Annotated in this window: 15 protein-coding genes; 5 read left to right on the top strand and 10 right to left on the bottom strand. The window is 70.4% G+C overall.

From position 1 onward, the window contains the following. Position 1: 1 nt before the first annotated feature. The 3 genes from ACIBN2_RS39775 to ACIBN2_RS39785 all read left to right on the top strand — a co-directional run bounded on the left by ACIBN2_RS39775 (position 2) and on the right by ACIBN2_RS39785 (position 2308). Positions 2-670: an MOSC domain-containing protein gene (locus ACIBN2_RS39775; RefSeq protein ID WP_399142086.1), complete on the top strand. Its 669-nt coding sequence runs from the start codon at positions 2-4 to the stop codon at positions 668-670. 76 nt (positions 671-746) lie between these two features. Continuing rightward, positions 747-1520, top strand: a complete 774-nt coding sequence (locus tag ACIBN2_RS39780; protein WP_399142088.1) for an SDR family NAD(P)-dependent oxidoreductase — start codon at positions 747-749, stop codon at positions 1518-1520. Positions 1521-1600: 80 nt separating this feature from the next. Beyond that, positions 1601-2308, top strand: a complete 708-nt coding sequence (locus tag ACIBN2_RS39785; protein ID WP_399142090.1) for an ester cyclase — start codon at positions 1601-1603, stop codon at positions 2306-2308. Between the two features lie 54 nt (positions 2309-2362). Here the strand turns inward: ACIBN2_RS39785 and groL are convergent, their stop codons facing one another. From groL to ACIBN2_RS39805, 4 genes are all read right to left on the bottom strand, one after another. Then, positions 2363-3982, bottom strand: coding sequence for a chaperonin GroEL (gene groL / locus ACIBN2_RS39790; RefSeq protein ID WP_399142092.1), 1620 nt, complete (start codon positions 3980-3982; stop codon positions 2363-2365). Between the two features lie 117 nt (positions 3983-4099). Further along, positions 4100-4408 carry a co-chaperone GroES gene (gene groES / locus ACIBN2_RS39795; protein WP_003998759.1) on the bottom strand — a complete coding sequence of 103 codons (309 nt, stop codon included), beginning with the start codon at positions 4406-4408 and terminating at the stop codon, positions 4100-4102. 265 nt (positions 4409-4673) lie between these two features. Next, positions 4674-5489 carry a polysaccharide deacetylase family protein gene (locus ACIBN2_RS39800; protein WP_399142093.1) on the bottom strand — a complete coding sequence of 272 codons (816 nt, stop codon included), beginning with the start codon at positions 5487-5489 and terminating at the stop codon, positions 4674-4676. Next, the gene (locus ACIBN2_RS39805; RefSeq protein ID WP_399142095.1) at positions 5486-6415 is read right to left on the bottom strand and encodes a polysaccharide deacetylase family protein; all 930 of its coding nucleotides are present in this window, start codon (positions 6413-6415) and stop codon (positions 5486-5488) included. Before ACIBN2_RS39805 ends, ACIBN2_RS39800 begins: the two co-directional genes overlap by 4 nt. Between ACIBN2_RS39805 and ACIBN2_RS39810 the strand changes: the two genes are divergently transcribed. Then, positions 6398-7675 carry a methyltransferase domain-containing protein gene (locus ACIBN2_RS39810; RefSeq protein WP_399142097.1) on the top strand — a complete coding sequence of 426 codons (1278 nt, stop codon included), beginning with the start codon at positions 6398-6400 and terminating at the stop codon, positions 7673-7675. The genes ACIBN2_RS39805 and ACIBN2_RS39810 overlap by 18 nt on opposite strands. 5 nt (positions 7676-7680) lie before the next feature. Here ACIBN2_RS39810 and ACIBN2_RS39815 read toward each other — a convergent pair whose 3' ends face one another. The 6 genes from ACIBN2_RS39815 to ACIBN2_RS39840 all read right to left on the bottom strand — a co-directional run bounded on the left by ACIBN2_RS39815 (position 7681) and on the right by ACIBN2_RS39840 (position 15343). Further along, positions 7681-9726 carry a cell wall-binding repeat-containing protein gene (locus ACIBN2_RS39815; RefSeq protein WP_399142099.1) on the bottom strand — a complete coding sequence of 682 codons (2046 nt, stop codon included), beginning with the start codon at positions 9724-9726 and terminating at the stop codon, positions 7681-7683. A gap of 102 nt (positions 9727-9828) precedes the next feature. Further along, positions 9829-11097, bottom strand: coding sequence for an RNA polymerase sigma factor (locus tag ACIBN2_RS39820; RefSeq protein WP_399142101.1), 1269 nt, complete (start codon positions 11095-11097; stop codon positions 9829-9831). A 53-nt stretch (positions 11098-11150) separates the two neighbouring features. After that, on the bottom strand, positions 11151-11507 hold the full coding sequence (locus tag ACIBN2_RS39825; RefSeq protein ID WP_399142102.1) for a YciI family protein: 357 nt from the start codon (positions 11505-11507) through the stop codon (positions 11151-11153). Between the two features lie 157 nt (positions 11508-11664). Beyond that, positions 11665-12720, bottom strand: a complete 1056-nt coding sequence (locus tag ACIBN2_RS39830) for an LCP family protein (protein ID WP_399142104.1) — start codon at positions 12718-12720, stop codon at positions 11665-11667. Between the two features lie 117 nt (positions 12721-12837). Beyond that, complete coding sequence (locus tag ACIBN2_RS39835; RefSeq protein WP_399142106.1) at positions 12838-14181, bottom strand: endo-1,4-beta-xylanase; 1344 nt, start codon at positions 14179-14181, stop codon at positions 12838-12840. 130 nt (positions 14182-14311) lie between these two features. After that, positions 14312-15343, bottom strand: coding sequence for a LacI family DNA-binding transcriptional regulator (locus ACIBN2_RS39840; RefSeq protein WP_399142108.1), 1032 nt, complete (start codon positions 15341-15343; stop codon positions 14312-14314). Positions 15344-15449: 106 nt separating this feature from the next. On the opposite strand from ACIBN2_RS39840, the gene ACIBN2_RS39845 reads away from it, so the two are divergent. Then, positions 15450-16784, top strand: a complete 1335-nt coding sequence (locus ACIBN2_RS39845; protein WP_399142110.1) for an ABC transporter substrate-binding protein — start codon at positions 15450-15452, stop codon at positions 16782-16784. Positions 16785-16818 lie beyond the last annotated feature (34 nt).

The following is a 16818-nucleotide window of genomic DNA, read 5'->3' on the forward strand; positions in this document are numbered from 1 at the left end:
CATGAAGCTTCTGTCTGTGAACGTCGGCCGCGCCCGTCCCGTGCCGTACACGGACCAGCCGCAGGGCCTGACCGGCATCGGCAAGCAGCCGGCGGACGGGCCGGTGCGGGTCGCGGCGCCGGGCCCCAAGGGGACCGGGGCGAGCGGGCTCGGCGGGGACGCGGTGTGCGACACCCGCCACCACGGCGGGGACGAACAGGCGGTGTACGCCTACGCGCGCGAGGACCTCGACGACTGGGAGCGCGAACTGGGCCGGCCGCTGGCCGACGGCTGCTTCGGCGAGAACCTCACGACCGGCGGACTGGACGTGTCCCACGCGCTGATCGGCGAGCGCTGGCGGATCGGCTCGCAGGTCGTCCTGGAGGTGACCTCGGGGCGCATCCCGTGCCGCACGTTCCAGGGCCATATGGGCGAGCGGGGCTGGGTGAAGAGGTTCACCCGGAAGGGCGTGACCGGCGCCTATCTGCGGGTCGTCGAAGCGGGTGAGATCCAGGCCGGCGATCCGGTCGAGATCGTGCACCGGCCGGACCACGGGGTGACGGCCGCGCTGCAGTTCCGCGCGGTCACCACGGAGCGTGAGCTGCTGCCGCGTCTGCTCGCGGCCGGACCCGCGCTGCACTCGGAGGCGCTGGCGCTGGCCCTCAAGTACGTGGCGCGGAACGGCGGCTGACACGTCGTCAGAATCGAGGCGCCGTACGCCGTCCCGCGCGGATGAGGCTGTCGGTCCTGGTCACTACCCTTGGTCCATGACAACGGCTCTGATTACGGGATCGACCGCGGGCATCGGTGCCGCGTTCGCGCGTCGGCTGGCGGCCGACGGGCACAACCTGGTTCTCGTCGCGCGCGACACCAAGCGGCTCCAGGAGCAGGCGACCGAACTGCACGACCGGCACGGCATCGAGGCGGAGGTCCTCACGGCGGACCTCGCCACGGACGACGGCATCGAGGCCGTGGCCGCGCGCGTGTCCGACCGCAGAAACCCCGTCGACCTGCTGATCAACAACGCCGGCTTCGGCAACAAGGGCCACTTCCTCGACGTGTCGATGGCCGACGAGCTGACCATGCTCAAGGTCCACTGCGAGGCGGTGCTCCGGCTCACGGCGGCGGCGACCGAGGCGATGCGGGAGCGCGGCCGCGGCGGGGTCGTCAACGTCGCGTCCGTGGCCGCCTTCGTGCCGCGTGGCACCTACGGCGCCTCCAAGGCGTGGGTCGTGCAGTTCACGCAGGGCGCGGCACGCGATCTGGCGGGCAGCGGCGTGCGGCTGATGGCGCTGTGCCCGGGGTTCGTGCGGACGGAGTTCCACCAGCGGGCCGGCATGGGGACCGACAACATCCCGAACTGGATGTGGCTCGACGCGGACAAGCTGGTGGCGGCGGCGCTGCACGATCTGGCGCGCGGGAAGTCGCTGTCCATTCCGGACCCGCGCTACAAGGCGCTGATGGGCCTGGTGAAGGTGACGCCGCGCGGCCTGCTGGGCGGGATCACCTCGCGGACCGGGCGGAAGTACGGACCGCAGTAGCCCTCCGGTGGGGAGGCGCGAGGGCGCCCAGGTGGGAAAATGGTGCTGTTCAACCGGACCCCGAGGGACCGGAGGCAACCATGACCTTCGTTCAGATCATCGACTGCAGGACCAGCCGGTTCGACGACATCAACCGGCTGATGGACACATGGGTCGAGCAGACCAGGGGCAGGCGGACGGCGACGCACGCGGTGGTCGGGAAGGACCACTCGGACGCGTCGCACTTCGTCGAGATCGTGGAGTTCCCGTCGTACGAGGAGGCGATGCGGAACTCCAGCCTGCCGGAGACCGACAAGATCTTCCGGGAGATGGTCGCCCTGTGCGACGAGATGCCCACCTTCACGGATCTCGACGTCGTACGGGACGAGCAGCTGTACGCGACCACCGCGCGGCGGTTCTTCGAGACGGTGGCCATCAGGGGAGAGCTGCCGCCGCTCGACGACCTGTTCGCCGAGAATTACCACGACCACGATCCCGCCAAGGAGCAGGACTCCATCGGGATGGATGCCATGCGGCGCGACGTCGAGATGTGGCGGGGCGGCTTCGACCTCGACTTCACGATCGAGGACCAGATCTGCGACGACGACCGCGTGTGCACGCGCTGGACCCTGAACGCTCTGCACAAGGGCGAGTTCATGGGCCTTCCGTCCACCGGGCGGAACGTGGTCATGACCGGCACGACCATCTTCCGGTTCGGCGACCACGGCAAGATCGTCGAGGGGTGGTGGCAGTACGACCGGCTCGGGCTGATGGCGCAGCTGGGGGCGCTGGAAGGGCTGGAGAAGTAGGGAAGGGCGAAGGCCCGGCACCGAAGCGGTACCGGGCCTTCGTACTGACCGTTGTCAGTGGGCGTGGCCGTGGCCCGCGGCGGCCGGCTCCTCCTCTTCCTTCTTCTCGACGACCAGGGTCTCGGTCGTGAGCAGGAGGGAGGCGATGGAGGCGGCGTTCTCCAGGGCGGAGCGGGTGACCTTGACCGGGTCGATGACGCCGGCCTTGACCAGGTCGCCGTACTCGCCGGTGGCGGCGTTGAAGCCCTGGCCCTTCTCGAGCTCGGCGACCTTGGAGGTGATGACGTAGCCCTCCAGGCCGGCGTTCTCGGCGATCCAGCGCAGCGGCTCGACGACCGCGCGGCGGACGACGGCGACACCGGTGGCCTCGTCGCCGGTCTTGCCGAGGCTGCCCTCGAGGACCTTGGCGGCGTGGACCAGCGCGGAGCCACCACCGGAGACGATGCCCTCCTCGACCGCGGCGCGGGTCGCGGAGATGGCGTCCTCCAGACGGTGCTTCTTCTCCTTCAGCTCCACCTCGGTGGCGGCGCCGACCTTGATCACGCACACGCCGCCGGCCAGCTTCGCGAGGCGCTCCTGGAGCTTCTCGCGGTCCCAGTCGGAGTCCGTGTTCTCGATCTCGGCCTTGATCTGGGAGATACGGCCCTGGACGTCGGCGGAGTCACCGGCGCCGTCCACGATGGTCGTGTCGTCCTTGGTGACCGTGATGCGGCGGGCGGAGCCCAGCACGTCCAGGCCGACCTGGTCGAGCTTGAGGCCGACCTCCTCGGAGATGACCGTGGCACCGGTGAGGGTGGCCATGTCCTGCAGCATCGCCTTGCGGCGGTCGCCGAAGCCGGGGGCCTTCACCGCGACGGCGTTGAAGGTGCCGCGGATCTTGTTGACCACCAGGGTCGACAGGGCCTCGCCCTCGACGTCCTCGGCGATGATCAGCAGCGGCTTGGAGGAGCCGGCCTGGATGACCTTCTCCAGCAGCGGCAGCAGGTCGGCGATGGAGCCGATCTTGCCCTGGTTGATGAGGATGTAGGGGTCCTCCAGGACGGCCTCCATGCGCTCCTGGTCCGTCACGAAGTACGGCGACAGGTAGCCCTTGTCGAAGGCCATGCCCTCGGTGAAGTCCAGCTCCAGACCGAAGGTGTTGGACTCCTCGACGGTGATGACACCGTCCTTGCCGACCTTGTCCATCGCCTCGGCGATGAGCTCGCCGACCTGGCTGTCCTGGGCGGACAGTCCGGCCACGGCGGCGATGTCGGACTTCTCGTCGATCGGGCGGGCGGTCGCGAGGAGCTCCTCGGAGACCGCGGCCACGGCCGCGTCGATGCCCTTCTTCAGCAGCGCCGGGGAAGCACCCGCGGCGACGTTCCTCAGGCCCTCGCGCACGAGCGCCTGGGCGAGCACGGTGGCGGTGGTGGTGCCGTCGCCCGCGATGTCGTTGGTCTTGGTCGCCACCTCCTTCACCAGCTGCGCGCCGAGGTTCTCGAACGGGTCCTCGACCTCGACCTCACGGGCGATGGTGACGCCGTCGTTGGTGATGGTGGGCGCGCCGAACTTCTTGTCGATGACGACGTTGCGGCCCTTGGGGCCGATCGTCACCTTGACCGTGTCGGCCAGCTTGTTGACGCCGCGCTCGAGGGCGCGACGGGCGTCCTCGTCGAACTTCAGGATCTTCGCCATGACAGCGGGAGCCCTCTCGGATTTCGGGGGTGGAAAATGCGCTGCGCCCCGGGCGCCCGGCTTGTTAAAGGTCGCGGGGGCCAGGGGCGCAGCTCAGAACAATGTGTTCGAGATGAATTACTTCTCGATGATCGCGAGCACGTCGCGAGCCGAGAGGACGAGGTACTCCTCGCCGTTGTACTTCACCTCGGTGCCGCCGTACTTGCTGTACAGCACGATGTCGCCGGTCTTGACGTCGAGCGGAAGACGCTCGCCGTTCTCGAAACGGCCCGGGCCCACGGCCAGGACGACGCCCTCCTGGGGCTTCTCCTTGGCGGTGTCCGGGATGACCAGGCCAGAGGCGGTGGTCTGCTCGGCGTCGAGCGGCTGGACCACAATGCGGTCCTCGAGCGGCTTGATGGCAACCTTGGAGCTGGTGGTCGTCACGATCCGACCTCCCCCTTCGGAGATCTCACGGGGTTAACTGTCTGAGGTGGCGACCAGGTGGATCCGTCGTCGCGGGTGCCGGACCTGCCCGTCGCGTAGTTGGCACTCTCCAGTGGGGAGTGCCAGAGCCGAGACTATGACTGCGATTAGCACTCGGTCAAGCGGAGTGCCAATGCCTGCGGCGCGTCGGCGGGGATCGTCGGCCTTGAGGGCCTCGTCCTCAAGCGCCGGACGGGCTGAAAATGCGTACCCGGCGCTCTGGAAGTCAGACGTAGTCCTCCAGGCGGCCCACCGTCAGCCCGCGCTCCTGTACCCGGCGCAGCAGCCGCAGCGTTCGCTCGCGCAGGGTCAGGCCGGTGCCCTCGTCCGGGTCGACGGCCACGATGTCGCCGGGGCGCAGGTGGCCGGGACCCTTGGTGTACGTCAGGTCGCCGGTGCCCGTCATGGACACCCGCCACAGGACGAGGGCCGAGATGCCGCAGTCGGCGGCCGCCCGGCGGGTGGTGGTGTCGTAGGTGCCGTAGGGCGGGCGGAAGAGGCGGGGGCGGGTGCCGAAGCGGCCGCGGAGCTTGTCCTGCTGGCCGCAGATCTCGGCGCGCTGGCCGGCGTAGGGCAGGCCGCGCAGGGCGGGGTGGTCGAGGGTGTGGTTCTGGATGCTCGCGCCGACCGCTCGGAGCCGGGCGAAGTGGCCGTAGCCCGGTCCGACGACGCTGTCGGTGAGGAACACGCTGACGGGCAGGCGCAGTTCGCGGACCATGTCGACGAACCGCGGGTCCTTCTCGGCCCCGTCGTCGTAGGTCAGGAAGACGACCTTGTCGCGGGTCCGGACGCGGTGCACCACCGGGGGCAGGCCCCGGCCCGCCGCCCGGGCCGGTGAGGCGCGGGACGGCTTCGGGGCGGGCGCCAGCGGGGCCGCGAGGCCCCAGTGGCGGTACGCCCGTTCGGCCGGGCCGGCCGGCTCGTGCGGCCGTACCCGCTGGGCCGCCTTCTCGCTCAGCCGCTCGATGGGGTCGACGGACTGGGCGCAGCCGGTGAGCAGGGCGAGTGCCAGCCCGGAGGCCGCCAGGACCCTTGGCCTCACAGGTAGTCCTCCAGGCGGGCCACCGCGTAGCCCTTGGCCGTGACCAGGTTCAGGAAGCGGCGCATGTCGTCGACCATCGTGCCCTTCCACTCGTCGCGGCCGCGGAAGTGGGTGAGCACGATGTCGCCGGGGTGCAGGTCCTGGTCGTCCTCGCGGTACTCCCAGTGGTCGACGTAGACCTCCTCGTCCCAGATCGGCGCGTACTCGATGCCGCAGGACTTGGCGGCGCGCAGGGTGTCCTGGTTGTAGTTGCCGAAGGGCGGGCGGAAGAGGCGGGGGCGCTTGCCGTAGTGCTTCTCCAGCACGTCCTGCATGCCGCAGATCTCGTGCCTCTGCTGCCGGTAGGACAGGGCGGGCAGGTAGGGGTGGGTCAGGGTGTGGTTGTTCAGGACGATGCCCTGGTCCTGCATCTTCTTGAAGTAGCCGTAGTCGTCCTTGATCAGGAAGCCGCTGAGGAAGGCGGTGTACGGGATCTTCAGATCGCTCATCATCCGCAGGAACGCCGGGTCCTTCTCGGCGCCGTCGTCGATGGTCAGGAAGACGACCTTCTGCTGGGTGGGGATCGTCGTGAAGACGGGCGGGAGGCCCAGTTCCTCCTGGTCCTGCACCTCGAAGCCCTTGCGGGCGGTGATCCTCGGCTTCCGGGCGGGCGGCGGCGGAGCCGTGAGCGGGACCCTCGCCAGGCTCCAGTGTCTCGCCGCGGCGACGCGGGCGGCGTGCGCCGCCCGCAGCTTCGTGGCGTACGAGTCGAGAGCACGGGCGGCGGGTGCGTGGAGCGGCTGCGGACCGGCGGCCGGACGGACCTCGCGGCCGCCTGGCGAGTCGCAGCCCGAGACGACGGCCGCGACGGCGAGGGCGGCGATCCCGCCGCGGACCCACATGCCGCTGCGGGCCCGATTTTTTTCATTTTGTCCTACTGCTCGCATGGCGCCGGATCCTTGCAGGCCGGAGCGCTGAAACCGGCCCGACACCGCGGCTCGCGGCGCGCCGTCCACCGACTGGCCCACAATGACCCGGTGAACGACCTCGCCCCCCTCCTCACCCCCGAAGGCCGCGCCCTCCTCGACGAGGTGCGCGGCACGGCCCCCGCCGACGAACTCGCCGTCGCCACCCGGCTGCGCCGCTCGCACCCCGCCGAACTGGTGTCGGCGGCGATCGGGCAGGCGCGGCTGCGGCAGCGGGCGGTGGCCAAGTTCGGCGCCGAGGACGCGGAGCGGATGTTCTTCACGCCGAACGGGGTGGAGCAGTCGACGCGGGCGAGCGTGGCCACGTATCGCGCGGAGCGGCTGCGGGCGCTCGGGGTGACGTCCGTCGCCGACCTGTGCTGCGGGATCGGCGGGGACGCGATCGCGCTCGCCCGCGCGGGGATCCGCGTCCTCGCCGTGGACCGGGACCCGCTGACGGCGGCCGCCGCCCGGGCGAACGCCGGGGCGCTGGGGCTGGGCGAGCTGATCGAGGTGCGGGAGGACGATGTCACGCAGGTGAGCACGGACGGCTACGACGCCGTGTTCGTGGACCCCGCCAGACGGGGCGGACGTGGGCGGATCTTCGACCCCGAGGCGTACTCGCCGCCCCTGTCGTGGGCCGTCGAGGCCGCCCGCACGGCTCCGCACGCCGCGCTGAAGGTGGCACCCGGCATCCCCCACGAGGCCGTGCCCGGGGACGCCGAGGCCGAGTGGATCTCGGACGGCGGGGACGTGAAGGAGGCGGTGCTGTGGTTCGGGACCCGGCCGGGCGCCGTGCGCGCCACGCTGCTGCCGGGACCGCGCACGCTGCTCGGCACCGGGCTGCCGGACCCTCAAGTCCGCCCTGTGGGACGGTACTTGTACGAGCCCGACGGCGCCGTCATCCGCGCACACCTGGTCGCCGAGGTCGCCGAGGAGCTGAACGGCGGACTGATCGACCCCACCATCGCGTACGTCACCTCGGACGAACGGCATGAGACCCCGTACGCCTCCGCCTACGAGATCACCGACCAACTGCCCTTCAATGTCAAGAAGTTGAAGGCGCTGCTGCGGGAGCGCGAGGTCGGCATCCTCACCGTGAAGAAGCGCGGGTCGGCCGTCGAGCCGGAGGAACTGCGCCGCAAGGCCCTGCCGAAGGGGCAGGGTTCGAAGGCGGCCACCGTGTTCCTGACGCGGGTCGCGGGGGCGCCGACCATGCTGATCGGTGCCCCCGCCGTCTAGCCGGGCTACTGGTGCTGGACCGTCCTGAGCGAGCCCAGGTGCGGGTCGGAGCCGACCGGGCCGGTGCGGGCCACCGTGGCCGGCTGACCGCCGTTGGTGCGGGCCGCGTAGGTGCTCTGCAGGGCCGTCGCCGGGATGACGCCGTTGTAGTACGGGTGGTACACGAACTGGCTCGCGCTCGCGCTGATCGCGGCGCCCGCGGTGTCCAGCGCGGCCTTGGCGACCGAACCGGTGCCGCCGAACGCGGCCACGGAGTTCGTGCCGGCCGACTCGCGCAGCAGGTAGCTCTTGACCTCGCTGGAGAGGCTGTCCTTGGCGGTCCACAGGACGGGGCCGAAGACGTTCATGGCCGCGCCCGCGGAGACTCCGCCGCGCCAGGAGTTGGTGTAGGCGAGCGCCGCCGTGCTCGGCGCGGTCCACCAGAACTTGGCGATGGCGACCGAGGTGCCCTCGTTCGTCGGCGCCGTGATCGGGTAGTACGAGTACGTCGACGGCCAGTTGGAGAAGTTCGTGTGTGTCAGCGCGTACTTCGCCGAGGCACCCACCGTGATGATCATGGTGTTCTTGGGGTTCAGGCTGTTGAGGTACGACTTCACCGACGAGGTCAGCGTGTTGCCGTTGTTGAGCACGACGCTGCCCGCGCTGCTCGTGCCGTCGGCGCCGGCCGCGGCGGAGGCCGCGAGCGCCGAGTGGTAGTCGGTGCCGGTGGCCAGGAAGACGTACTTCGGGCTGCTCGTCACCGACTTGGCGACGGCGACCGAGGTGGCGTAGCGGTCGGTGCCGGACAGCCGCTTCGGGATGAAGCCGAGCGAGCTGACCTGCGAGGAGACGGTGCTGGTCAGGATCGACGTGCCGCCGATGAGGTAGACGTTCGAGCCCGGCTTCAGGGTGCGCTTGAGCTCGTTCTTCACCGCGGTCGTCAGGCCGCTCTTGGTGGTGCCGAGGACCGGGCCGTGCTTCTTGCCGGCGAGGGCGGGCGCGGTGAGCGAGTACGCCGAGTCGTCGCGGTTGATCAGGACGGCGGCCTTGGCGTCCATCAGGCCCGGCTCCTTCGTGCCGCCGTAGGTGTTCCAGGTCCAGCGCGAGGAGGCGATGTTGCTGGCGTAGACGTCGGAGCCCCAGACGCGGTCGGCGGAGTTCTTCCGCAGCGGCTGCCAGCTGGGGTTGCTGCCCTTCGGCGTGCCGGGGATCGCGGTCGTCGTGCCGGTGGCCACGTCGACGTACTCGGTGGTGTGCACGTCGGAGCTGTCGCCGGAGGTGTGGACGTCGGCGATGATCCGGGTGCCGGTCGGCGACCAGGACGGGTTCGCGTAGCCGCGGCCGTCGGTGGTGATCTGCTTGACGCCGGTGCCGTCGGCGTTCGCGGTGAAGAGCTGGCTGAGGCCGCCGTTCACGTTCCGGACGAAGGCGAGCCTGCTGCCGTCCGGGGAGAACGCGGGCTGCGCGGCGTCGGCGATGACCCGCTTGACCGTCTTCGCGGACGAGTCGTAGACCCAGACGCCGTCGTTGTCGTAGCAGCCGTAGTTGATGCGGCGGGAGAAGGCCATCAGGCCGCTCGGGCTGACGGTCGGGTCCTCGTCGCAGACGGTGGACGGCTCCTGGGTGGCCGACAGCAGGGGCTCGGGGGCCCACGAGGCGTCGGAGGGGCCGTAGACGAGCTGGCCGCCGGTGGAGTAGACGACGTAACGGCCGCCCCACCAGAAGGCGATGTCCTTCTGCTCGGCGCTGGAGCGCACGCCCGCCGCCCAGGGCAGGCTGAACCGCGAGCTGCCGTCGGGCCGTTCGCTGGCGAGCTGGCCCCATTCGGAGACGATCCGGCTGCCGTCCGGAGCCCAGGCCGCGTAGTCCCCCATGTAGGTGCCCACCTGGGTGGCGGTCCCGGTGGCCGGATCGACCAGCGTCGGGCCGTCGGTGAGGATCTTGCCCTCGGTGCCCGGCCAGGGCCCGGCGTCGTCGGCGGCGGCGCCCGGAGCGCTCGCCAGGGTGCCCACCGCGGCGAGTGCCGCCGCGGTCGCGAGCGCCGCGGCACGGCGGCGCGTGAACAGTCTCAAGTTGTCGACCCCCCATGGATCACGAATACAGGCCCCGCACGGGGGCTGAGTCACTGTAGATGCCATCGAGACGCATGGGAACAGAGTTTCAGGGGAACAAGATTACGTTTCACATTCCGTGGCCCGCCCCAGCAGCAGCTCCCGCTCCCGCTCGTTGCGCGCGAGCCCCGCGGCCCGTACGAACTCCTCGCGGGCCTCCGCCGTACGCCCGAGCCGGGCCAGCAGGTCGCCGCGCACGCTGGGCAGCAAGTGGTAGTCGCGCAGGGCGGGTTCGGCGGCGAGAGCGTCGGCGATCGCGAGGCCCTCGGCGGGTCCCCGCGCCATCGACACGGCGACGGCGCGGTTGAGTTCGACGACCGGGGACGGCGCGCGGACGGCGAGCAGGCCGTAGAGCGTCGCGATGCTCGCCCAGTCGGTCTCCTCGTACGTGTAGGCGTGCGCGTGGCAGGCGGCGATGGCGGCCTGGAGGGCGTACGGGCCAGGGGCGCCGGTGGCCGTGGCGTCGGCGTGGTGGAGGGCGGTGATGCCGCGGGCGATGAGCATGCGGTTCCAGCGGCGCCGGTTCTGGTCCTTGAGCAGCACCGGCTCACCGTCCGGGCCGGTGCGGGCCGCCGTACGGGACGCCTGGAACTCCAGGAGGGAGACCAGCGCGTGCACCTCGGGCTCCTTGGGCATCAGCCCCGACAGCACGCGGGCCAGCCGCAGCGCGTCCTCGCACAGGGCGGGGCGCAGCCAGTCGTCGCCGGCCGTGGCGGCGTACCCCTCGTTGAAGACCAGGTAGATGACGTCGAGCACGGAGCCGAGCCGGGCCTCGCGCTCGGGGCCGTAGGGCACCTCGAAGGCGACGTTCCTGGTGGCGAGGGTCTTCTTGGCGCGGACGATGCGCTGGGCGACGGTCGGCTCGGGGACCAGGAACGCGCGGGCGATCTCGGCCGTGGTCAGGCCGCCGAGCAGGCGCAGGGTGAGGGCGATGCGCGCCTCGGCCGACAGGACCGGGTGGCAGGCGGTGAAGACCAGGCGAAGCAGGTCGTCGTCGATGTCCTCGGGGTCGGCGGGCTCCTCCGGCGGGGCCGTCGTCTCCAGGCTGCGGCCGATCTCCGCCAGCTTGTGGGCGTAGTTCTCCCGGCGCCGGATCAGGTCGACGGCGCGGTGCCGCGCGGTGGACATGAGCCAGGCGCCCGGGTTGTCCGGCACGCCGTCCCGCGGCCACTGCTCCAGGGCGGCGACCAGGGCGTCCTGCGCGAGCTCCTCGGCGATGCCGACGTCGCGGACGATGCGCGTGACGCCGGCGATGATCCGGGGCGACTCGATGCGGAAGACGGTCTCGATGGCGTGGCGCGGGTCGGCGCCGGCGGAGGGCTGTGTGCTCACAGCCCTCCATTCGACACCGCTCCCGGCCCACGGCCAAGGAAAGACGCCAGGGCCTAGCCCTCCGCGATCTCCCGGACCTCGCACGTCACGGTCCAGTGCTCCTCGTGCACCTTCAGGAACTTCTTGGCCCACTCCTGCGCCTCGGCCATGTCCTTGCACTGCATGATGGCGTAGCCCCCGATGACCTCCTTGGCCTCGGTGAAGGGCCCGTCGGTGACGGAGATCTGCCCGCCCTCCCAGTGCACCCGGGTGCCCTGCGCGGACGGCGTCAGCCCGGCGGTGTCGAGCATGACGCCCGCCTTGGTGACCTCCTCGATCAGCTCGCCCATGCGCTGCATCAGCTCGGGGCTCGGGCCCTCGGCGGGCATGGTGGACTCGTCGATCTTGACGAGCGACATGTAACGCGGCATGACAGCCTCCTCGGTCGGTGCGGCCGGTCCTTCCCGGCCTCTCACCTGTGCGTCGATCGGGGCCCGGCCGGATCGACACACGCACCGGATTTCTTCGAAGATTTTTCCAGGAAGCACGTCTTCGCAGGTCGGGGCGGGTTCAGAGGTGTACCGGCGCTCAGCGCAGCGACGCCCACAGCTCGCTCGCCGCCGGTTCCTTCGCCACCACGCGGTTGTGGTCCGAGGGGGCCGGCACCACCGGCATCATCACCGTCCTCACGTCGTGCGCGGACAGGCCCTTGAGGCTGCGGCCGAGGTCGACGAGCTCGCTCAGCGAGTCGAGGCCGGTGTCGGTGGTCAGGCTGCTGGTCACCGCCTCGGCGACCGTGTAGAGCTTCGCGGGGTCGGTGAACAGGTCGGTCGAGGAGATCTGTTCCAGCAGGGCTTTGACCAGCTTCTGCTGGAGCCCTATGCGGCCCAGGTCGCTGCCGTCGCCTATGCCGTGCCGGGTGCGGGCGAGCGCCAGGGCCTGCTTGCCGTCCAGTCTGCGGGTGCCCGCCTTGATGTGCAGGTGGCTGTCGTCGTCGTCGATGTCCTGGTCGAGCGTCACGGTGACGCCGCCCAGCGCGTCCACCAGCCGCGCGAAGCCGGAGAAGTCGATCTCGACGTAGTGGTCCATGCGTACGTCCGTGATCGACTCGACCGTCTTGACCGCGCACACCGGCCCGCCCACCGAGTACGCGCTGTTGAACATCGCCCCGTACGCCACCGACGTCGACCCGCCCGACGTCAGCGGGCAGGACGGGCGCGTGACCAGCGTGTCGCGCGGGATGCTGACGACGGTGGCCTTCCTGCGGCCCGCGTCGATGTGCACCACCATCGCCGTGTCGGAGCGGGCGCCGGAGCTGTCGCCCCCGCCGAGCGCCTTGTTCTCCTTGCCGCTGCGCGAGTCCGAGCCCAGGACCAGGATGTTCAGGGAGCCGGTCGGGAGCGGGGAGGCGGAGGCCGGGGCGTCGGCGGGCGGGGTCGTCACCGGCTTCGCCGGGCGGTCGTCGCCGAGCGCGTTGTTGATGTCGACACTCTTGATGTTGCCGTTGAGGTGCCAGTACGCCCAGCCCGCCGCACCCGCGCCCAGCACCAGCAGGCCCGCCATGGTGAGGCCGGCGACCTTCAGCACCGTCGACCGCCGGCCCCTGGGTCTGCCCGCATCGCCGTTCTCGTCGTGTCCCGTCACGGGCAGGAACGTAAGTCCGAATTATTAGGGGATTGTTAGGGACAAGAGCGCGAAGCGGATTTCTTCGGAGAATCTCACGTTTCTCATCCCTTGATCAGCCGCGGGTCAGCTCCCGGATCAGCCCAGCGTCACGGCCGGCACCGGATTGCTGCCGCTCCACGACCCGTTGAAGCCGAACGTCGCCGAACTCCCGTCCGGCACCGAGCCGTTGTAGGACGCGTTGCCGCAGCTGACCGCCGAACCGCTCTGCGCGCACGTCGCGTTCCACGCCTGGGTGATCTGCTGCCCCGCTCCGAACGTCCAGCTCGCCTTCCAGGACGAGAGCGACGCCCCGGAGCAGGAGATCTTCACCTGGCCCGTGAACCCGGTGTCCCACTGGCTCGTCACGCTGTACGCCGCCGTGCAGGCGCCCGTGGGCGGCGGGGCCGCCGTACCGCCGAGTGCCTCCGCGATCGCGGAGTACGCCGGTTTCGGCGCGTAGTTCTCGTCGTACGGCGTCGCCGCCCCGTAGCCGGGGAAGGTGCTCGGCACCCAGGAGTCGGAGTCGGTGAAGCCCCAGACGGTGACACCGGCGCAACGGGCCACCGCCGCACAGGCGTTGACCACGGTCTTGTAGTCGGCGGCCTGCTGGGCGAGCTTCGCGGTGTCCGCCGGGAGCGCCACGCGCACGTCCAGCTCGGTGATCGCCACGTCGACGCCGAGGTCGGCGAAGCGCTGGATGTTCTGCTGCAGCGACGACGGCACCTGGCCGAGGATCAGGTGCGCCTGGAGGCCGACCCCGTCGATCGGGACGCCCCGGCCCTTGAGGTCCTTGACCAGGTTGTACAGGGCGTTCGACTTCGCGCCCACGCCCTCGACGTTGTAGTCGTTGATGTACAGCCTGGCGCCCGGGTCGGCGGCGTGCGCCCAGGTCAGGGCGTTCGCGATGTAGTCGGCGCCGAGGCCGTCGTACCAGAGCGTCGAGCGGTAGGTGCCGTCCTCGTTGAACGGCTCGTTGACCACGTCCCAGGCGGCGATCTCGCCCTTGTAGCGGCCGACCTCGGTGCTGATGTGGTTCTGCAGCAGGGTGCTGAGCTGGGCGGACGTCCAGGTGCCGTTGGTCAGCCAGCTCGGGTTCTGGCTGTGCCAGACCAGGGTGTGGCCGCGCACCTGCTGGTGGTGGGCCTGGGCGAAGGCCACGATCTGGTCGGCCTCGCTCCAGTTGAAGCTGCCCTGGGCCGGCTCGACCGTGCCCCACTTCATGGCGTTGCCGGGGGTGAGTGAGTTGAACTGCGCCCCGGCGATGTCGCCGTACGTCCCGGTGAGCTTGGAGCCGGTCACCGCCGTGCCGATGACCTTGCCCCTGGCGTCGGCCAGGTCGCGCAGGGGGGTGTCGGCGGCGTGTGCCACGGGCGCCGTGAACAGCAGCGCGACGCCGGTGACAAGTGCCGCCAGGGATAAGCCCGTTCTCAGAGATCTCATTGCGGGATGCCTCCGAAAGTTTCGGTTGAACAACCGATTGGCTTCGGAGCAGTGTGGGGGCGTCCCGCCACAGCCGTCAATACAGCCCCACGGCCCTCAATACAGCCGCGCGGCCCCCGGTACGGCACCGCTAGCGCGCCGGAGGCGCTCCCGTGCTGCTGCGTACCACCAGACTCGTCGCCAGCTCCACCCGCGTCGCGACCGGCGGCTGGTCCTGACGCCCCAGGTCGAGCACCAGCTTGGCGGCGGCCTCGGCCATCTCCGTCAGCGGCTGCCGCACGGTCGTCAGCGGCGGCCCCACCCAGCGGGCGACCGGCAGGTCGTCGAAACCGACCACGCTCAGGTCCTCCGGGATGCGCAGCCCCAGTTCCCGCGCGGCCTCGTAGAGACCGAGGGCCATCAGGTCGTTGCCCGCGAAGATCGCCGTGGGGCGGTCCGGGCGGCGCAGCAGCTCCAGCCCCAGCCGGTAGCCGGAGTCATGGTGGAAGTCACCCGGGACGATCAACGACGGATCGACCGGCAGTCCGGCCGTCTCCAGCGCCGCCCGGTAGCCGTCCACGCGGGCGCGGCTGCACATCATCTGGGACGGTCCGCTCAGCGCGCCGATCCGGGTGTGGCCGAGTTCGACCAGGTGCCGGGTCGCGGCGAGACCGCCCTGCCAGTTGGTGGCGCCGATCGACGGCACGTCGGCCCCGGGGTCGCCGGCCGGGTCCATCACCACGAACGGGATGGACCTGCTGGTCAGCAGCGCACGCTGGGACTCGTCGAGGCCGGACAGCACGAGGACCACGCCGTGCGGACGGCGCGCGGCGACCTGGTCGGCCCACGTCCGGCCGGGGGTGAGCCGCCCGGCCGACTCGGAAAGGACCACGCTCAGGCCCGCGTCCCGGGCCACGTTCTCCACGCCCCTGATGACCTCCATCGCCCACGCGCTCTCCAGCTCGTGGAAGACCAGGTCGATCAAGGGCGAACGGGAAGCCTCGGCACGTCGCCGCCGGTAGCCGTACGAACGCAGCAGTTCCTCGACCCGGGTGCGGGTCGAGGGCGCGACATCGGCGCGGCCGTTCAGGACCTTCGAAACAGTCGGGGCGGAAACTCCGGCCTCGCGAGCGATTTCGGCGAGCGTCGCCGTCTGCGTTTCTGTGGGCTTCCCAGACTTCATGCCCGGGATCGTAACCCTGCCAGACCTCTTGACGAAGCCACTCTTCCACCATACGTTCCCGGAACATTCGAAAAGCAATCCGAAACATTCGCTAGGAGCCAGGTCCATGGAGTCCACCACGCCCGACGGCGGACGCACGTTCAGCAGACGCTGGGTGCTCGGCGCCGGCGCCACCACAGTTCTCACCGCCGGACTCTCGGCCTGCGGCTCCTCCGGAGGCACCGGAAGCGGGGGCGGCGGCACCATCACCGCCTTCGTGTACGGCGACGACGCCGTCAAGGTCCAGGTCAAGGCCGTCAGCCGGTTCAACGCCTCGGCCGCCGCCAAGAAGGCCAAGGGCAAGGTCAAGATCGAGAAGGTGCCCGGCGCCGAGTACCCGGCCAAGCTGCGCACCGCGATGGGTTCGCCCAACGCCCCCGACGTCTTCTTCAACTGGGGCGGCGGCTCGATCAAGGCGTACAAGGACGCCGACCAGCTCGTCGACCTCACCGACACCATCACGTCGGATCCGGTCCTCAAGGACGGCTTCCTGCCCGCGGTCCTCGCGGCGGGCGGCCTGAGCGGGCACAACTACGGCATTCCCATGCGCGGCATGCAGCCCGTGATCCTCTTCTACAACAAGACCCTCTTCGCCGAGCACAAGCTCACCCCGCCCACCACCTGGGCCCAGCTCCTCGACATCAACGCCAAGCTCAAGAAGGCGAAGATCACCCCGTTCGCGCTCGGCGGCGCGGACATCTGGCCCGAGCTGATGTGGCTGGAGTACCTGGTCGACCGCATCGGCGGCCCCAAGGTCTTCGACCGCATCAAGAACGGCGACGCCTCCGGCTGGGGCGACCCGGCCGTCCTCAAGGCCGCCGAGACGGTCAAGCAGCTCATCGACGACGGCGCCTTCGGCAAGGGCTACAGCTCGGTCGCCTACACGAACGGCGGCGCCCCCGCCGTCTTCGCCAAGGGCAAGGCCGCGATGCACCTGATGGGCTCCTGGGAGTACTCCACGCAGCTCGGCAAGTTCCCCGACTTCGCCAAGAAGGACCTCGGCTGGTGCGCGTTCCCCTCGTTCGACGGCGGCGCCGGTGACATCCGCAACGTGGTCGGCAACCCGACCAACTACTGGTCGATCAACGCCCGTACGTCCAACAAGGACGCGGCGCTGGCGTTCCTGCGGGACTGCGCCTCGGAGCAGTACGCCAAGGACCTGATCGCCAACGGTGACATCCCGGCCACGGCGAACGCCGAGAAGCTGCTCGACGCCTCGCCCAACCCGGAGTTCGCCAAGTTCCAGTACCAGATGGTGCAGCAGGCCCCGGCGTTCACGCTCAGCTGGGACCAGGCGGTCGACCCGAACGTGTCGACGCCGATGCTCACCGAGATCAACAAGCTGTTCGTCGGCAAGTCGTCACCGAGCCAGTTCGTGTCGGCTCTGAAAGGTCTGAAGTGAGCACCACCGCAGTGAAGGGCGGCTCGCGCACCGG

The sequence above is a fragment of the Streptomyces sp. NPDC050534 genome (assembly GCF_044457745.1).
Taxonomy (GTDB): Bacteria; Actinomycetota; Actinomycetes; order Streptomycetales; family Streptomycetaceae; genus Streptomyces.